Genomic DNA, 17,895 nt, shown 5'->3' on the forward strand with positions numbered 1-17,895 from the left:
TTGCGGCCCCTTAGACGCCCACGAGGAGAATGAGCGCGCCATTAACGGTACGGCGCATCGGCGGCAAGGTTCGCCGCGATCGCGCTTTCCCAACGGTCGCCATTATCGAGCAGCTTCGACTTGTCGTAGATCAGCTCTTCGCGCGTCTCGGTCGCGAACTCGTAGTTCGGCCCCTCGACGATCGCATCGACCGGGCACGCCTCGGCGCACAGGCCGCAATAGATGCACTTGGTCATGTCGATGTCGTAGCGCGTCGTACGGCGCGAACCGTCGTCGCGCGGCTCGGCCTCGATCGTTATCGCCTGCGCGGGACACACGGCCTCGCACAGCTTGCATGCGATGCACCGCTCTTCGCCGTTCGGATAGCGACGCAGCGCATGCTCGCCACGGAACCGCGGCGACACCGGATTGCGCTCGTACGGATAGTTGATCGTCGCCTTTTCCTTGAAGAAATAGCGAAGCGTCAACGCGTGCGCCTTCACGAATTCCCACAGGGTAAACGACTTGATGATCTGAGCGACGCTCATGAACCCACTCCAACGCGCGTCAGCATGAGATAGCCCGACACGAGGAAAACCCAGAACAGCGAGACGGGGAGGAAGACCTTCCAGCCGAGCCGCATCAGCTGATCGTAGCGATAGCGCGGCACGGTCGCCTTCACCCAGCTGAACAGGAAGAAGAAGAATAGGATCTTGGCGAACAGCCAGATAATCCCCGGCACGTAGTATAGCGGCGCCCAGTCGACCGGGGGCAGCCAGCCGCCCCAGAACAGCGTCGCGTTGAGCGCGCACATCAGCAGCACGTTGGCGTACTCGCCGAGCCAGAACAGCGCGAACGACATCGACGAATATTCGGTCTGGTACCCGGCGACGAGCTCGCTCTCCGCCTCGGTCAGATCGAACGGCGCACGCTGCGTCTCGGCCAGCGACGAGATGAAGAACATCACCGCCATCGGGAACATCAGCGGGTTGAGGATGTACCCGTTAAAGAACCAGACGTGCGACTTCTGCGCCATCACGATCGCCGACAGGTTGAAGCTGCCGGTCCACAGTACGACCGAAATCAGGATGAAGCCGATCGCGACTTCGTACGACACCATCTGCGCGGCCGCACGAAGCGCCGAGTAGAACGGGTATTTCGAGTTCGACGCCCAACCCGACAGGATGATCCCGTACACGCCGAGCGACGAGGCCGCGAGCACGTAGAGCAGCCCGACGTTGATGTCGGCGAGGACGACGCCGACCCCGAACGGCACTACCGCCCACACGATCAGCGCGACCGTGAAGGTGATGATCGGCGCCAGCAGGAACAGCGTGCGGTTGGCGGCTGCGGGGACGATCGTCTCCTGCAGGAACACCTTCAGGCCATCGGCAAAGCTCTGCAGCAGACCGAACGGCCCGACGACGTTGGGACCACGCCGCAACGCCATCGCCGCCCAGATCTTGCGGTCGGCATAGATGATCATCGCCACCGCCAGCATCAGCGGCAGCGCGATCACGAGGATGTCGATGATCGTCGCGAGGAAGAACGCCCAGTCGTAACCGAGCGAGGATTCGAACCAGGAGATCATTCGGCTGCCTCCGCGTAGTCTTCCCCGTGGAGAAGTTCGGCCGAGCAGCGCTGCATCGTCGGCGACGCACGGCAGATTGCGTTGGTCAGGTAGAAGTCCTTGATCGGATAGCCGGCGAGGACACCCTCACCTGCACCGTTGAGCGAAGGCGGGTTCCACTCGAACGTCGCGAGCGCCTGATGACGGAGCGCAGGAACATCCGCGTACATTTCCTCGCGCAGCCCCTCGAAGCTGTCGAACGGCAGCGTGTGGCCGAGCGTGTCTGACAGCGCGCGGAAGATCGACCAGTCGTCACGCGCGTCGCCCGGTGCGAATACCGCACGCTCGCCGCGCTGGACACGGCCCTCGAGATTGACCCACGTCCCAGACTTCTCGGCGTAAGTGACACCCGGCAGGATGACGTCGGCAGCCGCCGCACCCTTGTCGCCGTGATGCCCCACGAACACCTTGAAGCCTGCGAACTTCGAATAATCGACCTCGTCCGCGCCGAGGAAGAAGCCGAGCTTCGCCCCCATCACGTCGGCGATCCCGCCCTTCTGCGCGTAGCCGAGCATCAGCCCGCCCATCCGCGAGGCCGCCATGTGGACAACGTTGAAGCCGTTCCAGCCGTCCTTCACGAGACCCAGCGTATCGACGAGCTTCAGCGCAGCCGCATGGCCACCCTTCAGCGCGCCGCCACCGACGATCACCATCGGACGCTCAGCCTTGCCGAACGCCTCGGTCACCGCCTCAGGAAGAGCGCCGAGCATCGCGAGATCCTCGCCGAGCCACTCGACCTTGTACGTCAGGTCCGTCTCCGGCCCGATCGCAAAGACCTTCGCGCCCTTCTTGATGGCTTTCCGCACCCGCGTGTTCACCAGCGGCGCTTCCCAGCGCAGGTTGGTGCCCACCAGCAGGATCGCGTCGGCACGCTCGGTGCCGGCGATCGTCGTGTTGAAATTGACCGCGGCGATGCTCGTCGCGTCATAGTCCATGCCGGTCTGACGGCCTTCGAGCAGGCTCGAACCCATCTTCGCGAGCAGCGCCTTGGCGGCGTACATCGTCTCGCAATCGACCAGATCGCCAGCGACGGCCGCAACGCTCGACCCGGCGTTCACAGCCTTGATCGCCGCAAATGCTTCGTCCCACGTCGCGGGAACCAGCTTGCCGTTCACCCGGACATAAGGCTTGTCGAGACGACGACGCACGAGACCATCGATCGCATGGCGCGTCTTGTCGGTCGCCCACTCCTCGTTCACGTCCTCGTTGATCCGCGGCACGCAGCGCAGCACCTGACGACCACGGCTGTCGAGCCGGATGTTGGTGCCGACCGCGTCCATCACGTCGATCGTCAGCGTCTTGCGCAATTCCCAAGGACGCGCCTCGAACGCATACGGCTTCGACGTCAGCGCGCCGACCGGGCACAGATCGACGACGTTGCCAGAGAGCTCGCTCTTGACCGCATTCTCGAGATACGAGGTGATCTGCATGTCCTCGCCGCGGAAGATCGCACCGATCTCCTCGACGCCTGACACTTCCTCGGCGAACCGGATGCAGCGCGTGCACTGGATGCAGCGGGTCATGACCGTCTTGACGATCGGGCCCATATACTTCTCGGTGACCGCGCGCTTGTTCTCGTCGTAGCGCGAATGACCGCGACCGTACGCGACCGACTGGTCCTGAAGATCGCACTCGCCGCCCTGATCGCAGATCGGGCAATCGAGCGGATGGTTGATCAGCAGGAATTCCATGATGCCCTCGCGGGCATTCTTCACCATCGGCGAGTTAGTGAAGATCTCCTGCTTGTCCGCCGCCGGCAGCGCGCACGACGCCTGCGGCTTGGGCGGACCAGGCTTCACCTCGACCAGGCACATCCGGCAATTGCCGGCGATGCTCAGGCGCTCATGATAACAGAAACGCGGGATCTCCTTACCGGCAAGCTCGCACGCCTGCAGCACGGTGGCGCCCTGGGGCACCTCGATCTCTACGCCATCGACTTTGACTAAGGGCATTACTCTGCGGCTTCCATCATCGGCGGGGTGTCACCACCACGTTCGCGGATACGGCGTTCCATCTCTGGGCGGAAATGCTTGATCAGGCCCTGGATCGGCCATGCGGCTGCGTCACCGAGCGCGCAGATCGAGTGACCCTCGACCTGTTTAGTGACCTGCTGGAGCATGTCGATCTCGGACAGCTCGGCGTCGCCGGTGCGCATCCGCTCCATCACGCGCCACATCCAGCCGGTGCCCTCACGGCACGGCGTGCACTGGCCACAGCTCTCATGCTTGTAGAAGTAAGAGATGCGGCTGATCGCGCGGACGATGTCGGTCGACTTGTCCATGACGATGATCGCCGCGGTGCCGAGGCCCGAACCGACTGCCTTCAAGCCGTCGAAGTCCATCGCGCAGTCCATGATCTGCGCGGCGGGCACCAACGGCACCGAAGAGCCACCGGGGATCACGGCGAGCAGATTGTCCCAGCCGCCCCGGATACCGCCGCAATGCGTCTCGATCAGGTCGCGGAACGAGATGCTCATCTCCTCCTCGACCACGCAGGGCTTGTTCACATGGCCGCTGATCTGGAACAGCTTCGTGCCGCGGTTATTCTCCGCGCCGAAGCTGGAAAACCACGCCGCACCACGCCGTAGGATCGCCGGCGCGACCGCGATCGACTCGACGTTGTTGACCGTCGTCGGGCAGCCATAAAGGCCGGCGCCTGCCGGGAAAGGTGGCTTCAGCCTCGGCTGACCCTTCTTCCCCTCGAGGCTCTCGAGCATCGCGGTCTCTTCGCCGCAGATGTACGCGCCCGCGCCGCGGTGCACGAACACGTCGAAGTCGTAGCCCGACCCACACGCATTCTTGCCGATGAAGCCGCGATCGTACGCCTCTGCGACGGCTGCGAACAGTGTCTCGGCCTCGCGGATATATTCGCCGCGGATGTAGATGTACGCGGCGCGCGCGCGCATCGCGAACCCGGCGATCAGCGCACCCTCGATCAGCTTGTGCGGATCGTGGCGGATGATCTCGCGATCCTTGCAGCTGCCCGGCTCGGATTCATCGGCGTTGATGACGAGGAAGTTCGGCCGGTCCGGCTTCGGCTCCTTCGGCATGAACGACCATTTGGTGCCGGTTGGAAAACCCGCACCGCCACGGCCGCGTAGTCCCGACGCCTTCATCACGTCGATGATCGCGTCCTGGCCGAGCGCCATCAGGTCCTTGGTATTATCCCAATCGCCGCGCATGATCGCCGCGTCGATGTTCCACGGCTGGAAACCGTAGACGTTGGTAAAGATGCGGTCCTTGTCGGCGAGCATCAGGCCCACTCCCCCCGGTAATCGTGGTTCGCGTCGACCATCGCCTTAAGCGAGGTCGGGCCGCCTTCGGGGCAGCTCGCGCGGCGACCGAATTGCGGACCCGGCGTCGGGTGCCCGCCATTGGCCAGCGCCTCGAGGATCTCGGTCGTCTTGTCGTAATCGAGGTCTTCGAAGTTATCGTCGTTGATCTGCACCATCGGCGCATTCGCGCACGTGCCCAGACACTCGACCTCGGTCAGCGTGAACATGCCGTCCGGCGTCGTGCCACCCTTGACCAGCCCGCGGTTCTTGCACGCAGCCAAAACATCGTCCGACCCACGCAGCATGCACGGCGTGGTGCCGCAGACCTGGACGTGGAAGCGACCGACCGGCGCGAGATTGAACATCGTGTAGAAGGTCACGACCTCATACACACGCATGTACGGCACGCTGATCTGACGCGCGACGAACTCGATCACCGGTACCGGCAACCAGCCCTGCGTCTGCGTTTCCGCACCGACCTGGCGCTGCGCCAGATCAAGCAACGGGATCGATGCCGACTGTTCTCGACCCTTCGGATAGCGCCCGAGAATCTCGTTCGCCTTCACCTGGTTCCCGTCCGTCCACGCGAACGAGCCCCAGCGTGCGCGGGTCTCGGCCTCGTCGGGAATTTTGGGTGCTTCAGCCATCAGCCGTGATCCGTAAGTTCTAGGCGACGTTCGATCCGCTCGACACGATCGGACATACGATCGAGCCGCGAATTGACGCCGGAAATCGCGATGATCGAACTGCCGAGATGCTCCTCGACCATCGTCATCCGCGTCTTGAGATCGCGGACGTCGAATTTCATCTCGGACATATCGCCCTGCATCTTCTGCAGAACCGAATAGATCAGCTCGTTGGTGACTGCGCCGTTCTGTGCAGGGGTCATCGGTCGCACTCGCCGAACACGATATCCATCGCGCCGAGGATCGCGGTCGTATCCGCCAGCATGTGGCCCTTCGCCATGAAGTCCATGGCTTGCAAATGCGAGAACGCGGTCGGGCGGATCTTGCAGCGGTACGGCTTGTTCGAGCCATCGGCGACCAGATACACGCCGAACTCGCCCTTGGGGCTCTCGGTCGCGACATAGACGTCGCCGGCGGGGACGTGGAAGCCCTCGGTGTAAAGCTTGAAGTGATGGATCAGCGCTTCCATCGACTGCTTCATCTCAGCCCGCTTGGGCGGCACGACCTTGCGGTCGAGCGACGCGATCGGCCCCTCGGGCATGTCGCGCAGGCACTGCTTCATGATCCGAGCGGACTGACGCACTTCCTCGACGCGCACCATGAACCGGTCATAGCAATCACCGCGCGTGCCGACCGGCACCTCGAAGTCCATCTTGGCATAGGCGTCATAGGGCTGGGACTTGCGCAAATCCCAGGCGATACCCGAGCCGCGGATCATCGGACCCGAAAAGCCCCATTTGATCGCATCGTCGCGGCTGACCACGGCGATGTCGACGTTGCGCTGCTTGAAGATGCGATTGTCCGCGACCAGCGAGATCGCATCCTCGAACAGCCGCGGCAGGCGCGTGTCGAGCCAGTCGCCGATGTCGGCGAGCAGCTTCAACGGGGCATCCTGATGCACGCCACCGGGACGGAAATAGTTCGAATGCATGCGCGCGCCCGAGACGCGCTCGAAAAAGTTCATGCAGTCTTCGCGGATTTCGAACAGCCACAGGTTCGGCGTCATCGCGCCGACGTCCATGACGTGCGAACCCAGGTTGAGCATGTGGTTCGAGATGCGCGTCAATTCGGCAAAGAACACTCGCAGATACTGTGCGCGCTCGGGCACTTCGAGGTCGAGAAGCTTCTCCACCGCGAGCACCCAGCTATGCTCCATGCACAGCGGCGAGCAGTAATCGAGACGGTCGAAATACGGCAGCGCCTGCGTGTACGTCTTGTACTCGATCAGCTTTTCGGTGCCGCGGTGGAGCAGGCCGACATGCGGATCGACGCGCTCGACGATCTCGCCGTCGAGCTCCATGACGAGGCGCAACACGCCGTGCGCGGCCGGATGCTGCGGACCGAAGTTGATCGTGTAGTTCTGGATCGTGACGTCGCCGGTCGTCGGATCGGCTGCGTTGGCTTCACCCAGAAGCTCCTCTACGTAGAGACTCACTGGTTCTGTCCCCCGGTTCCGTTGACACCCTTGCTCGGGATCACATCCGACTCCACGGGCTTGTCCTGCTTCTGGTTGCCCGGATCAGGCTCGCCCGCACCGCTTTGACCGGAATGCTTGACGTCCTTCTTGCCATAAGGCTCGCTCGGCGCGGCAGGCGCCTGCGTCGGCGACTGCGCGGCGTCCGCCTTGACGATCGTGTCGGCCTTCAGCGGCGTCGGCGCACCCTTGGTCTCGGGCAACGCGCCCTTCTCGTCGCCGGGGAGCACGTAGTTAGCACCCTCCCATGGACTCATGAAATCGAACGTGCGGAAATCCTGCGCGAGCTGCACGGGCTCGTACACGACGCGCTTCGACTCTTCCGAGTAACGCAGCTCGACATACCCGGTCAGCGGGAAGTCTTTCCGCTGCGGGTGACCGCGAAAGCCGTAGTCGGTCAGGATGCGCCGCAGGTCCGGATTGCCACTGAACAGCACGCCGTACATGTCGTACACTTCGCGCTCGAGCCAGCCGGCGACCGGCCAGATGTCCGTCACCGACGGTACCGGCTTCTCCTCGTCGGTCGCGACATGCACGCGCAGGCGGTGGTTCCGCGTCAGCGACAGCATGCAATAGACGACCTCGAACCGCTCGGGCCGATCCGGATAGTCGACGCCGGCGATCTCCATGAGCTGCTGATAGGCCAGCCCTGGCGTGTCGCGCAGCGCGATCATCGCATCATACAGGTCCTCGCGACGAACATGCAAAGCGACTTCGCCGACATGCTCGACCGCGTCGAGCAGCATGCCGCCGAGCGCAGCGCGGGCGCTGTCGATGACGCCGTCATTCGACGTGTATGCTGGTGCGGGAGCCCTCAACGCTCGATGCTCCCGGACCGCCGGATCTTCCGCTGCAGCTGCATGATGCCGTACAGCAGCGCTTCAGCCGTCGGCGGGCACCCGGGGACGTAGATGTCCACCGGCACGATGCGGTCGCAGCCGCGTACGACGCTGTAGCTGTAATGATAATAGCCGCCGCCGTTCGCGCATGATCCCATCGAGATCACGTACTTAGGCTCGGACATCTGGTCGTAGACCTTGCGCAGCGCCGGGGCCATCTTGTTGCACAACGTGCCGGCGACGATCATCACGTCCGACTGGCGCGGGCTCGCGCGTGGTGCGGCGCCGAAGCGCTCCAGATCATAGCGTGGCATGTTGACGTGGATCATCTCGACCGCGCAGCATGCGAGCCCGAACGTCATCCACCACAGCGAGCCGGTTCGCGCCCACTGGAACAGCTCCTCGGTCGACGTGACCAGGAAACCCTTGTCCGTCAGCTCACCGTTCAATCCGTCGAAAAAGCCCTGATCGGGTGGCACCAGCGAACTGGGCGAACCGGGTGCGGGCTGAAGCTCTACTCCCAATCGAGTGCTCCCTTCTTCCATGCGTAGACGAGGCCGAGGGCCAATTCGCCGATAAAGATCATCATCGAAATCCACGCGGTCCAGCCGAGCGTGAAGACCGAGACGGCCCAGGGATACAGGAACGCGGCCTCAAGATCGAAGATGATGAAGAGGATGGCGATCAGGTAGAAGCGTACGTCGAACTGGCTCCGCGGATCCTCGAATGCGGGAAAGCCGCACTCGTATTCGCTGAGCTTCTCAGGCGTAGGCTTGTGTGACCCCGTGAGGCGCGAGACGGCCATCGGCAGGAACACGAACGTGCTCGACAATGCGATGGCGATCCCGAGGAACAGGAGGATCGGAAGATAGTGCGACAGGTCGACCAAATTGCTTCTCGCAAGTGCGAACGGAACGGGGCCGCTTTAGGCCGATGGGGGGTGATGGGCAAGGCGTGGAGGGTGTGAGAATCACTCGCAAGTGGAGGGGCCGAGGTGATGGGAAACATGCGTTACTTGGCGCGCCGGGATTCAGACGGGGGCTGCGAACTAGCGGCAACATCACCAAACCCACTCCGTCACCCCGGACGGGTTCCGGGGTCCACGGCGCCGCAAACCAACGGCGCGCGAGAATGCGGAACGGTGGATGCCGGAACGAGCCCGGCATGACGGGCTGGGGTAGAGTCCGCGCCTTAGGATCAGGCTCTTAGAACTTTCGCGGCCACCGCCTTCATCCGTCACCCCAGCGAAAGCTGGGGTATCATGGTTGGCGAGCGCGCCGGCTATCACGGGGATACCCCAGCTTTCGCTGGGGTGACGGATAGGACGTGAGTATCACCTTCACCAGCGTGAACGGATTGCTCTCCGACCTCACGATCCTCCCCCGCCAGGGGGAGGTGTCGCCGAAGGTGACGGAGGGGAGGACACGGAACAGAGGTCGCCCTGCCCTCCCCCTCCGTCAGGCAAACGCCTGCCACCTCCCCCTGGCGGGGGAGGATCGTTTGCAAGGCTTAGCGCAGCGCGCCGGCCACTAGCTTATGCAGCCGCGAATGCAGCGCGTCGTTCGCCGCAAGAAACTCGTTGCGCTCCATCGCACGGTCGCCACCGCGGAAGTCGGTGACAAAGCCGCCGGCTTCTTTCACCAGCAACATGCCCGCAGCAACATCCCAAGGCTTCAGGTTCGTTTCCCAGAAGCCATCGAAACGCCCCGCTGCAAGCCAAGCCAGATCCAACGCCGCTGCCCCAAGGCGACGAATACCCGCGACCTCAGGCGCAACCGCCCCGAAGATGCGACTCCACTGCGCGAAGTCGCCATGCCCCAGGAACGGAATCCCCGTCGCAATCAGCGATTCGGACAGATCGCGCCGCGACGACACGCGCAGGCGCTGGTCGGTGAGCCAAGCGCCCCGGCCCTTCTCGGCCCAGAAGCTTTCGTCGGTCAGCGGCTGATACACCAACGCCGTGGTGACCTCACGCTTGCCGTTCGGCATCGGCTCCTCGACCGCGATCGAGATGCAGAAATGCGGGATACCGTGGAGGAAGTTCGACGTCCCATCCAGCGGATCGACGATGAACCGCGGCTTGTTGGGATCGCCCTCGACCTCGCCGCGCTCCTCCATCAGCATGCCCCAATCGGGACGCGCGTGCGACAGCTCTTCGAAGATCGTCTGCTCGGCGCGCTGGTCAGCCTGGCTGACGAAGTCGGCGGGACCCTTGCGGCTCACCTGGAGCTGCTGGACCTCGTTGAAGTCGCGGCGCAGGCGCGGCGCGGCCTTGCGGGCGGCGCGCTCGATGACGGTCATGATGCCGGAATGGCTGGGCATTGTTTTTACCTTAAGCCCTCTCCCCTCCGGGGAGAGGGTTGGGAGAGGGGCTGTTCTGGGCGGTATTGTTTGGGGCCGCCCCTCACCCCGGCCCTCTCCCCGGAGGGAAGAGGGAGCAGAAATCAGTCCGCGCGGCGCACGTACGTCTGCTCGTACACATCGACGACGATCCGCGTTCCCGCGCCGATATGCGGCGGCACCATCACGCGCACGCCGTTCTCGAGCACGGCAGGCTTATACGAAGACGAAGCCGTCTGCCCCTTCACGACGGCATCCGCCTCGACGATCAGCGCCTCGATCGTGTCGGGCAGCTGGACCGAGATCGGCCGCTCTTCCCAGAGCTCCATCACGACGTCCATGCCGTCCTGCAGGAACGCCGCGGCGTCGCCCAGGATGTCGGCGTCGAGCGAGATCTGCTCGTAGTTGATCTTGTCCATGAAGGTGAGCATGTCGCCTTCGCGGAACAGGAACTGGAAGTCGACGGTCTCGAGCCGCACCTTCTCGACGCTCTCGGCGGAGCGGAAGCGGGTGTTGTTCTTGCGGCCGTCGATGAGGTTCTTCATCTCGACCTGCATATAGGCACCGCCCTTGCCGGGCTGGGTGTGCTGAATCTTGACGGCGCGCCAGATGCCGCCCTCATATTCAAGAATGTTGCCGGGACGAATCTCGACCGCGTTGATCTTCATGACCGATTCCTGCTGGAAAGAGCTAGGGGCCGTCCGCGAAGCATAACCCTGGGGGCGGGACTCTGCGGAAACCCGAAGCGGCGGGCTTTAGCGGGACGACCCCGTTCCGGCAAGCAGCGGGTACGGGTTCACGTTCTCGCCCTGCCACCAGCGCTCACCCGGCTGCATCTTGGTCAGCCCGAAATGCAGGTGATAATTGCCCGCCCCGGCGTCGCCGGTATCGCCGACATAGCCGAGCGTGTCGCCCGTCTTGACCGCCATCCCCTCGCGGATGCCGGCCGCGTACCCGGCAAGGTGCGCATAATAATAGGTCCAGCGCCGGTCGGGCGAACGCACGTACAGCGTGATCCCGCCAAGCCCACTCTGGAACAGTTTCTCGACCCACCCCGGCGCCGCCGCGACCACGGGCGTGCCACCCGGTGCCATGATATCCGTGCCATGATGGCCGCGCAGACCGCCGCCCCGCGCATCGTTCCAGCTATTCGCTATCGCCTTGCGTGGGACGCCCGCCACCGGGACAGCCAGTGCCCCCGGCGTCACGGTAACAGCAGCGACTTCTGCGGGAGGCACCGGCTTGCGCCAAGGCACCCGTCGCTCGAGGCCGCTGCCGCTGCTCCCGAACGACATCATCGACGCAAAGCCACCGACCACGACCACGATCAGCCCAAGAATGATCCAGAACGTCCGCGTCATCGCCTTACGCCTGGAAGACGGCCTTGGTCCCCGGCTTGATCATCATGGACAGCCGCGCCGCATCCCAGTTGGTCAGGCGGATGCAGCCATGGCTCTCCGCACGCCCGATCGTCTCGGGGTTGGGCGTGCCGTGGATGCCGTAATGCTCCTTCGACAGATCCATCCAGACGACGCCGACCGGACCATTCGGCCCCGGCGGCAGCATCTCCTTGGTCTGCCCCTTCTTCGCATCCCAGAACAGCGCCGGATTGAAGTGGAACTTCGGATTGTAGTCGGATCCCTTGATCGTCCACGTGCCGAGCGGCAGGGGATCGTGGCTCGACCCCATAGTTGCGGAGAATTGCGCGATCAGCTTGTCGTTCGCGTCCAGCACGCGGAGCACGCCGTCCGACTTGTCGACCACGACATGGTCCGCCTGCGGCTGCTTCGCATCGACGTTCAGCATCGTGAGCGTCGCGATCCAGTCCGGCTTCAACTTCGAATCATACGCGCGGGACGTCGGCAGCGCGTTCGGAAACACGACCTTGGTGCCCGGCGCCAGCTTCGTCGTCGGCGAGTTCAGCGCGACGATCACCGCCGGCGTCGTGTGGAACATCTCGCCAAGCTTCTCCATGACGGTCTTGTAACCCAGCGACGGGAGTTCGGCCTGCTTAGCCGGATCCTTGGGGAACGGATTGACGAACGGCCCCGCCAACATCTCGGGCGTCAGCGCGACCGTCACGGTCGGCCGAGCAGCGCGGTACGGATACAAAGCCTGCAACGTCCGCGCGTCAGACTTGCCGGTAATCGGCAGCCCCTTCGTCTCCTGAAACCCCTTCAGCGCGGCGACCAGCGACTGACCGCCGCGCCCGTCGAGCACGCCCGGCCCAAAGCCGAGATGATCGAGGATCACCTGCACGTGAAGCACATTGCGGTCGATTGGTACGGGCTTGGCCGGCGCTGTCTGCGCCAATGCGGGCGACGCGGCACCCAGCAGGCATGCCGCAAGAACCGAAGCCTTCATCGCAAATGCCGTCATGCCCATCATCCCAAATCGTTACGCTGCTGCATCAAACGGTCGGGACGACGGTTGTTTCCAACGGCTCAGCGCTTCGCAAGAACCTCGGCAAACGCCTTAACCGCGGCGACCTCATCGCCACCCCAAACGGCACCGGATACGGCAATGAAGTCCGCCCCGGCGGCAACCAGCGGCGCCGCATTCTCCGGCGTAATTCCGCCGATCGCGACGCACGGCATCTCGAACAGCGTCGACCACCACGACAGGATCACCGGCTCGGCCATATGCTCGACCGTCTTCGTCGTCGTTGGATAGAACGCCCCGAACGCGACGTAATCGGCCCCGGCCTCGCCCGCTTCCATCGCCAGATGGCGGCTGCCGTGACAGCTCACGCCGATCTGCGCATTGGGCCCGAGTTGCGCCCGCGCCTCGCGCGGATCGCCATCGTCCTGCCCGAGATGCACGCCGTCCGCGTCGAGACGCTTGGCCAGCCCAATATCGTCGTTGACGATGAACGCGACATCGCGCTCGGCGCAAATCGCGCGCAACGGCTCGCCGAGAGCAGATGCCGCGTGCTGGTCGATATCCTTCACGCGGAACTGGAACGCAGCCACGGGGCCAGCATCAAGCGCCCGAGCGAGACGCTCCGGGAAGTCGCCACCGACATCCAGCGGCGACACCAGGTAAAGCTGGCAAGCCGGCCGGCGCATGTCGCGGCGGAAATTCTCGGCGAAATTGGGATCGAGCGGGCCCAGCGGATCTTCGAATTCGGTCATGTCCGCCCCCTAGCCGCTCATACCCGCCACGTCACCCCGGCGCAGGACCGAGGCGACGTGCAGGCAAACCGAGGCTTATTCTTCGTTCTTGTAGATCCGGATGATCCGGTCGAGCATCGCCAGCGCCTCGTCGCGCGGACGCTGGAAGGTGTTGCGGCCGATGATCGAGCCGTTGCCGCCGCCGTCGCGGATGTCGCGCGCGTCCTGGAAGATCGCGTCCTCGCCCTTCGACGCGCCGCCCGAGAAGACGTTGATGCGACGTCCGGCAAAGCTCGACTGGACGACGTGCTTCACGCGATCGGACTGCTTCGACCAGTCGATGTTGGCGTAGAGCGGCTTGGCTTCCTTCTGCTCGATATGCGCGGTCGGCAGCTTGGTCTTGATGATGTGCGCGCCGAGCAGCGCCGCGATGTGCGCGGCATAGGCACCGACGTCCAAGGCAAGCTCGCCGTCCTTGGTGAGCTCGCCACCGCGCGGATACGACCAGATCACCGTTGCGATGCCCACCGACTTCGCCTCTTCGCTCAGCTCGCGGATTTCCTCGACGAGGTCGAAGAACTGGTCCGCGCCCGGATAGATCGTGAAGCCGATCGCCGCCGACCCGAGCCGCACCGCATCCGACACCGTCGCCGTCACCGCCTGGTCGATCGTCGTCGCCCAGCTGTTCGAGCTATTGCACTTCAGGATCGTCGGAATCTGCCCGGCAAACGTATCCGCCCCCGCTTCGAGCATCCCGAGCGGCGCGGCATAGGCACTGAGCCCTGCGTCGATCGCCAGCTGGTAATGGTAATGCGGGTCGTACGCCGCCGGATTGACCGAGAAGCTGCGCGCCGGGCCATGCTCGAACCCCTGGTCGACCGGCAGAATCAAAAGCTTGCCGGTGCCTCCAAGCTTGCCCTGCATCAGGATGCGCGCGAGGTTCGCCTTCACCGCCGAACTGGTGGCTTCGTATTTGTCGAGGATGGTTTTGACTTGCGGGGTGATCGTGGAAGTCATGCTGAAATCCTGTCTTAGAGTTCGAGCCAACGGCGCAGTGCGTCGTCCACTCGGGTCATGGTGGTGATGGGTATCGTACCGATAATCTTGACGATCTTGTTGCGGTCGAGCGTATCAACCTTGTCGATCTGGATCTCGCTATCGCGAAATAGGCCAGTTTCCGCCGATGCCTCGAGCGACACGCGAAACAGGTTCGTCCCGCTGATGACGCTGGTCAGCGGGCACAGCGAAATCGTCGCGTGATCTGCAAAAAGGTCTGATCGGACGATAAGAAAGGGGCGTGGCTTGCCAGAGAAATCGCCCTTGCCCGCTCCGACGACGATCATACCGCGGACGAATTTCATGCAGGGGGCGCCCCGATTAGTGCGTCCCAATCCTCTTCACCTGCCTGCCTATCGTGATCAGCCGCAGCGAGCGACTGACGCCGTGCCTCCGCAAGGAATGCCTCGTCGTGGCGTTCGACATAGCGTCGCACGGCTTCGCGTGCGATATCGCTCTTGCTGCGCCCTTGGGTGCGCGCAACCGCTGCAAGCCGCTCTTCGAGTTCGCTATCGAGCCTGACGCCGAGCATCCGAGTCTCCGTTTAACATGTTAAACATAGCTCGGATGCACACGTATTTCAACCGTGGAGCGCGGCGACCCCGGGAAGCGTCTTGCCTTCCATCCACTCGAGAAACGCGCCGCCTGCGGTCGAGACGAACGTGAACGCGTCCGCGACGCCAGCGTGATTGAGCGCCGCAACCGTGTCGCCACCGCCGGCGACCGAGACGAGCGATCCGCCTTCGGTGAGTGCCGCAGCGGTCTTGGCGAGCGCCACGGTCGCCTTGTCGAACGGCGGCGTCTCGAACGCGCCGAGCGGGCCGTTCCACACCAAGGTGCGGCAGTTCTTCAGCACGTCGCCGAGCGATTCGACCGCGGCCGGGCCGACGTCGAGGATCATCTCGTCGGCGGCGACTTCGTGGACGTTGACGGTGCGGGTGGCGGGGTTCGGCTTGAACTCCTTCGCGACCACCACGTCGTACGGCAGGTTGACCGTGCAGTTCGCCTTGTCCGCCGCTTCCATGATCTGTTCGCAAACGCTCGCAAGTTCATGCTCGCACAGGCTTTTGCCGACGTCGACGCCGCGCGCTGCGAGGAAGGTGTTGGCCATGCCGCCGCCGATGATCAGATGATCGACCTTGGTGACGAGATGCCGCAGCACGTCGAGCTTCGACGACACCTTGGCACCGCCGACGACCGCCGCGACCGGATGCTCGGGCTCGCCAAGCGCCTTCTGGAGCGCATCGAGTTCGGCTTCCATCGCGCGGCCGGCATAGGCGGGTAGTACGTGCGCAAGCCCCTCGGTCGAGGCGTGCGCGCGGTGTGCGGCGGAGAACGCGTCGTTGACGTAGAGATCACCGAGGCTCGCGAAACGCTTGACCACCGCTTCGTCGTTGGTCTCTTCGCCGCCGAAGAACCGGGTGTTCTCCAGCACTGCGATATCGCCGGGCTCCAGCGTTGCAACGGCGTCATCCGCCCCTTCCCAATCGATATAGCGGACTTCGCGACCGAGCACTTCGCTGTACGGCTTCACGACCTGCGACAGCGAGAACTCTGGGCTCGGCACGCCCTTGGGACGGCCGAAATGTGCGAGGACGAGGACGATCGCGCCCTTGTCGGCAAGCTCACCGACGGTCGCGACGGTGGCGCGAAGGCGGGTGTCGTCGGTGACGTGACCCTCGGCCATCGGCACGTTCAGATCCTCGCGGACGAGCACGCGTTTGCCCTGGATGTCGCCCATATCATCGAGCGTCTTGAATGGCTTGGTCATGGTTCTTCGATCCTGATCTCATCACCGACGGCAATTTTGCCGCCCATCAAAACTCGGGTACACGCCCCGCCCCGCCAGTCCGGCGTCAGCGCGGCGAACAATCCTGGCGCCAGCGCATCCATGCGGTCGCACGGATCGGTGTGGCGCGTCACCTCAAGCACTACGTCCGCGCCGATGCGGAGGCGCGTGCCCGGTATCTGGGGAAGGTCGAAGCCGTCGACCAACAAATTGGCGCGGCGGTCTTGCCAGGGGAGATCGGCACAGACCTCCGCCATCGCCGCAGCCCAGTCGCCGCGTTCGAGCAACGTGACCTGTCGCCGCCCCTTGCCGCCGGGCTTCACCCGACCGCGAAAGTCGCCGTCCAGCCCGGCCTCGACGGTGACGCCGACTTGGCCGAGGACCTCCATAGGCCCTTTCGCCCGGGAGTGACGGGCGATGCCGGCGATCATGCCAACAATTTTTACGGTGCCGGTCTGGGCCACCGCCACCTCCCCGTTCGTGTCGAGCGCAGTCGAGACACCATCTCTCACGGGAGACGACTTCTCGACTGCGCTCGAAGCGAACGGAACAGGGAACGCATAGATCGCGAGCTTAGATGAACTTCGCCATCGCAGTGGCCGTATCGACCATCCGGTTCGAGAAGCCCCATTCGTTGTCGTACCAGCTGACGACGCGAACCAGCTTGCCGTCGATCACCGCGGTCTCCAGGCTGTCGATCGTCGACGACGCCGGGGTATGCTGAAGATCGATCGAGACGAGCGGCTCGTCCGACCAGTCGAGCACGCCGACTAGCGGGCCGCTCTCGGAGGCCGCCTTCAGCACCGCATTCACCTCTTCACGCGTCGTATCGCGCGACGGGGTGAAGGTCAGGTCGATCAGCGAAACGTCCGGCACCGGCACGCGGATCGCTGAACCGTCGAGCTTGCCCTTCAGCTCCGGCAGCACTTCGGCAACCGCACGTGCGGCCCCCGTCGTGGTCGGGATCATCGACATCGCCGCAGCACGCGCACGACGCAGGTCGGGGTGGATCTGGTCGAGGATCTTCTGGTCATTGGTGTATGCATGGACGGTCGTCATCAGGCCACGCTCGATGCCGATCGCATCGTTCAGGACCTTGGCGACGGGCGCGAGGCAGTTGGTAGTGCACGACGCGTTCGAGACGATCGTGTGCTCGGCGGTCAACTTGTCGTGGTTGACGCCGTAGACGACGGTCAGGTCGACGTTCTTGCCCGGTGCCGAGATCAGCACCTTCTTCGCGCCGGCATCGAGATGCTTCTGGCAGCTCGCCTTGTCGGTGAAGAAGCCGGTGCATTCGAGGACGATGTCAACGCCCAGCTCGGCGTGCGGCAAGTTGGCGGGGTCGCGCTCGGCGGTGACGCGGATGCGCTTGCCGTCGACGACCAGCTCGTTGCCTTCGGCCGAAACCTCACCCGGATACTTGCCGTGCACGCTGTCACGCTTGAACAGCCAGGCGTTCGACTTGGCATCGCCGAGATCGTTGATCGCGACGAGTTCGAGTGCGCCGTTCGACTGTTCGAGTACCGCACGGGCGACGAGACGGCCGATGCGCCCGAAACCGTTGATCGCAACCTTGACCGTCATTGCTGTCTCTCCGCTACGCCCGCGAGTCCGTTCCGGGCGCGCAGCCTTTGCGGGGCGGTGGGGCGCCCTGTCAACACCGTGGATGGTGATGGGTTTCGCCTAAACCGACTTGTCGCACCCCCCGTCCATGC

21 protein-coding genes are annotated in these 17,895 nt (G+C 64.0%); all 21 read right to left on the reverse strand.

Going from position 1 to position 17,895, the window contains the following annotated elements:
- Nucleotides 1–41: 41 nt before the first annotated feature.
- Nucleotides 42–527 carry an NADH-quinone oxidoreductase subunit NuoI gene (nuoI, locus tag ASE69_RS02260; protein ID WP_055877898.1) on the reverse strand — a complete coding sequence of 162 codons (486 nt, stop codon included), beginning with the start codon at nucleotides 525–527 and terminating at the stop codon, nucleotides 42–44.
- Nucleotides 524–1,570: an NADH-quinone oxidoreductase subunit NuoH gene (gene nuoH / locus ASE69_RS02265; protein ID WP_056058320.1), complete on the reverse strand. Its 1,047-nt coding sequence runs from the start codon at nucleotides 1,568–1,570 to the stop codon at nucleotides 524–526. The genes nuoI and nuoH overlap by 4 nt, the downstream gene beginning before the upstream one ends.
- Complete coding sequence (nuoG, locus tag ASE69_RS02270) at nucleotides 1,567–3,561, reverse strand: NADH-quinone oxidoreductase subunit NuoG (protein WP_056482255.1); 1,995 nt, start codon at nucleotides 3,559–3,561, stop codon at nucleotides 1,567–1,569. The genes nuoH and nuoG overlap by 4 nt, the downstream gene beginning before the upstream one ends.
- Nucleotides 3,561–4,862: an NADH-quinone oxidoreductase subunit NuoF gene (gene nuoF / locus ASE69_RS02275; protein WP_056483022.1), complete on the reverse strand. Its 1,302-nt coding sequence runs from the start codon at nucleotides 4,860–4,862 to the stop codon at nucleotides 3,561–3,563. Before nuoF ends, nuoG begins: the two co-directional genes overlap by 1 nt.
- Complete coding sequence (locus ASE69_RS02280; RefSeq protein ID WP_056482258.1) at nucleotides 4,862–5,530, reverse strand: complex I 24 kDa subunit family protein; 669 nt, start codon at nucleotides 5,528–5,530, stop codon at nucleotides 4,862–4,864. The genes nuoF and ASE69_RS02280 overlap by 1 nt, the downstream gene beginning before the upstream one ends.
- On the reverse strand, nucleotides 5,530–5,772 hold the full coding sequence (locus ASE69_RS02285) for a hypothetical protein (protein ID WP_056482261.1): 243 nt from the start codon (nucleotides 5,770–5,772) through the stop codon (nucleotides 5,530–5,532). Before ASE69_RS02285 ends, ASE69_RS02280 begins: the two co-directional genes overlap by 1 nt.
- Nucleotides 5,769–6,980 carry an NADH-quinone oxidoreductase subunit D gene (locus tag ASE69_RS02290; RefSeq protein ID WP_414882905.1) on the reverse strand — a complete coding sequence of 404 codons (1,212 nt, stop codon included), beginning with the start codon at nucleotides 6,978–6,980 and terminating at the stop codon, nucleotides 5,769–5,771. The genes ASE69_RS02285 and ASE69_RS02290 overlap by 4 nt, the downstream gene beginning before the upstream one ends.
- Nucleotides 6,981–7,000: 20 nt before the next feature.
- The gene (locus ASE69_RS02295; protein ID WP_056482267.1) at nucleotides 7,001–7,861 is read right to left on the reverse strand and encodes an NADH-quinone oxidoreductase subunit C; all 861 of its coding nucleotides are present in this window, start codon (nucleotides 7,859–7,861) and stop codon (nucleotides 7,001–7,003) included.
- A complete protein-coding gene (locus tag ASE69_RS02300; protein WP_056058310.1) occupies nucleotides 7,858–8,406 on the reverse strand; it encodes a NuoB/complex I 20 kDa subunit family protein in 549 nt (182 codons plus the stop codon). The genes ASE69_RS02295 and ASE69_RS02300 overlap by 4 nt, the downstream gene beginning before the upstream one ends.
- Complete coding sequence (locus ASE69_RS02305; RefSeq protein ID WP_056048518.1) at nucleotides 8,397–8,771, reverse strand: NADH-quinone oxidoreductase subunit A; 375 nt, start codon at nucleotides 8,769–8,771, stop codon at nucleotides 8,397–8,399. The genes ASE69_RS02300 and ASE69_RS02305 overlap by 10 nt, the downstream gene beginning before the upstream one ends.
- 620 nt (nucleotides 8,772–9,391) lie before the next feature.
- On the reverse strand, nucleotides 9,392–10,204 hold the full coding sequence (locus ASE69_RS02315; RefSeq protein ID WP_056482273.1) for an inositol monophosphatase family protein: 813 nt from the start codon (nucleotides 10,202–10,204) through the stop codon (nucleotides 9,392–9,394).
- 122 nt (nucleotides 10,205–10,326) lie between these two features.
- The gene (gene efp / locus ASE69_RS02320) at nucleotides 10,327–10,890 is read right to left on the reverse strand and encodes an elongation factor P (RefSeq protein ID WP_056482276.1); all 564 of its coding nucleotides are present in this window, start codon (nucleotides 10,888–10,890) and stop codon (nucleotides 10,327–10,329) included.
- A gap of 87 nt (nucleotides 10,891–10,977) precedes the next feature.
- The gene (locus ASE69_RS02325) at nucleotides 10,978–11,583 is read right to left on the reverse strand and encodes a M23 family metallopeptidase (protein WP_056482279.1); all 606 of its coding nucleotides are present in this window, start codon (nucleotides 11,581–11,583) and stop codon (nucleotides 10,978–10,980) included.
- Between the two features lie 4 nt (nucleotides 11,584–11,587).
- Nucleotides 11,588–12,601, reverse strand: coding sequence for a L,D-transpeptidase family protein (locus tag ASE69_RS02330; protein WP_235517929.1), 1,014 nt, complete (start codon nucleotides 12,599–12,601; stop codon nucleotides 11,588–11,590).
- A gap of 65 nt (nucleotides 12,602–12,666) precedes the next feature.
- A complete protein-coding gene (gene thiE / locus ASE69_RS02335; protein ID WP_056482282.1) occupies nucleotides 12,667–13,356 on the reverse strand; it encodes a thiamine phosphate synthase in 690 nt (229 codons plus the stop codon).
- A gap of 75 nt (nucleotides 13,357–13,431) precedes the next feature.
- On the reverse strand, nucleotides 13,432–14,352 hold the full coding sequence (locus ASE69_RS02340) for a class I fructose-bisphosphate aldolase (RefSeq protein ID WP_056482285.1): 921 nt from the start codon (nucleotides 14,350–14,352) through the stop codon (nucleotides 13,432–13,434).
- Nucleotides 14,353–14,366: 14 nt separating this feature from the next.
- Entirely contained in the window at nucleotides 14,367–14,678 is a 312-nt protein-coding gene (locus tag ASE69_RS02345; protein WP_156362089.1) for a type II toxin-antitoxin system PemK/MazF family toxin, read from the reverse strand.
- 14 nt (nucleotides 14,679–14,692) lie between these two features.
- On the reverse strand, nucleotides 14,693–14,923 hold the full coding sequence (locus tag ASE69_RS02350) for a ribbon-helix-helix protein, CopG family (protein WP_056482291.1): 231 nt from the start codon (nucleotides 14,921–14,923) through the stop codon (nucleotides 14,693–14,695).
- A gap of 48 nt (nucleotides 14,924–14,971) precedes the next feature.
- Nucleotides 14,972–16,162: a phosphoglycerate kinase gene (locus tag ASE69_RS02355; protein WP_056482294.1), complete on the reverse strand. Its 1,191-nt coding sequence runs from the start codon at nucleotides 16,160–16,162 to the stop codon at nucleotides 14,972–14,974.
- A complete protein-coding gene (locus ASE69_RS02360; protein ID WP_414882836.1) occupies nucleotides 16,159–16,692 on the reverse strand; it encodes an MOSC domain-containing protein in 534 nt (177 codons plus the stop codon). Before ASE69_RS02360 ends, ASE69_RS02355 begins: the two co-directional genes overlap by 4 nt.
- A gap of 61 nt (nucleotides 16,693–16,753) precedes the next feature.
- Nucleotides 16,754–17,764 carry a type I glyceraldehyde-3-phosphate dehydrogenase gene (gap, locus tag ASE69_RS02365; protein ID WP_056048489.1) on the reverse strand — a complete coding sequence of 337 codons (1,011 nt, stop codon included), beginning with the start codon at nucleotides 17,762–17,764 and terminating at the stop codon, nucleotides 16,754–16,756.
- Nucleotides 17,765–17,895: the final 131 nt, after the last annotated feature.

This window comes from Sphingomonas sp. Leaf208, from assembly GCF_001421415.1.
Taxonomy (GTDB): Bacteria; Pseudomonadota; Alphaproteobacteria; order Sphingomonadales; family Sphingomonadaceae; genus Sphingomonas.

Excerpts from the sequence above, each read along its gene's own strand:
- nuoI (WP_055877898.1), bottom strand. The coding sequence starts at position 527 with ATGAGCGTCGCTCAGATCATCAAGTCGTTTACCCTGTGGGAATTCGTG.
- nuoH (WP_056058320.1), bottom strand. The coding sequence starts at position 1,570 with ATGATCTCCTGGTTCGAATCCTCGCTCGGTTACGACTGGGCGTTCTTC.
- nuoG (WP_056482255.1), bottom strand. The coding sequence starts at position 3,561 with ATGCCCTTAGTCAAAGTCGATGGCGTAGAGATCGAGGTGCCCCAGGGC.
- nuoF (WP_056483022.1), bottom strand. The coding sequence starts at position 4,862 with ATGCTCGCCGACAAGGACCGCATCTTTACCAACGTCTACGGTTTCCAG.
- ASE69_RS02280 (WP_056482258.1), bottom strand. The coding sequence starts at position 5,530 with ATGGCTGAAGCACCCAAAATTCCCGACGAGGCCGAGACCCGCGCACGC.
- ASE69_RS02285 (WP_056482261.1), bottom strand. The coding sequence starts at position 5,772 with ATGACCCCTGCACAGAACGGCGCAGTCACCAACGAGCTGATCTATTCG.
- ASE69_RS02315 (WP_056482273.1), bottom strand. The coding sequence starts at position 10,204 with ATGCCCAGCCATTCCGGCATCATGACCGTCATCGAGCGCGCCGCCCGC.
- efp (WP_056482276.1), bottom strand. The coding sequence starts at position 10,890 with ATGAAGATCAACGCGGTCGAGATTCGTCCCGGCAACATTCTTGAATAT.
- ASE69_RS02325 (WP_056482279.1), bottom strand. The coding sequence starts at position 11,583 with ATGACGCGGACGTTCTGGATCATTCTTGGGCTGATCGTGGTCGTGGTC.
- ASE69_RS02330 (WP_235517929.1), bottom strand. The coding sequence starts at position 12,601 with ATGACGGCATTTGCGATGAAGGCTTCGGTTCTTGCGGCATGCCTGCTG.
- thiE (WP_056482282.1), bottom strand. The coding sequence starts at position 13,356 with ATGACCGAATTCGAAGATCCGCTGGGCCCGCTCGATCCCAATTTCGCC.
- ASE69_RS02340 (WP_056482285.1), bottom strand. The coding sequence starts at position 14,352 with ATGACTTCCACGATCACCCCGCAAGTCAAAACCATCCTCGACAAATAC.
- ASE69_RS02345 (WP_156362089.1), bottom strand. The coding sequence starts at position 14,678 with ATGATCGTCGTCGGAGCGGGCAAGGGCGATTTCTCTGGCAAGCCACGC.
- ASE69_RS02350 (WP_056482291.1), bottom strand. The coding sequence starts at position 14,923 with ATGCTCGGCGTCAGGCTCGATAGCGAACTCGAAGAGCGGCTTGCAGCG.
- ASE69_RS02355 (WP_056482294.1), bottom strand. The coding sequence starts at position 16,162 with ATGACCAAGCCATTCAAGACGCTCGATGATATGGGCGACATCCAGGGC.
- gap (WP_056048489.1), bottom strand. The coding sequence starts at position 17,764 with ATGACGGTCAAGGTTGCGATCAACGGTTTCGGGCGCATCGGCCGTCTC.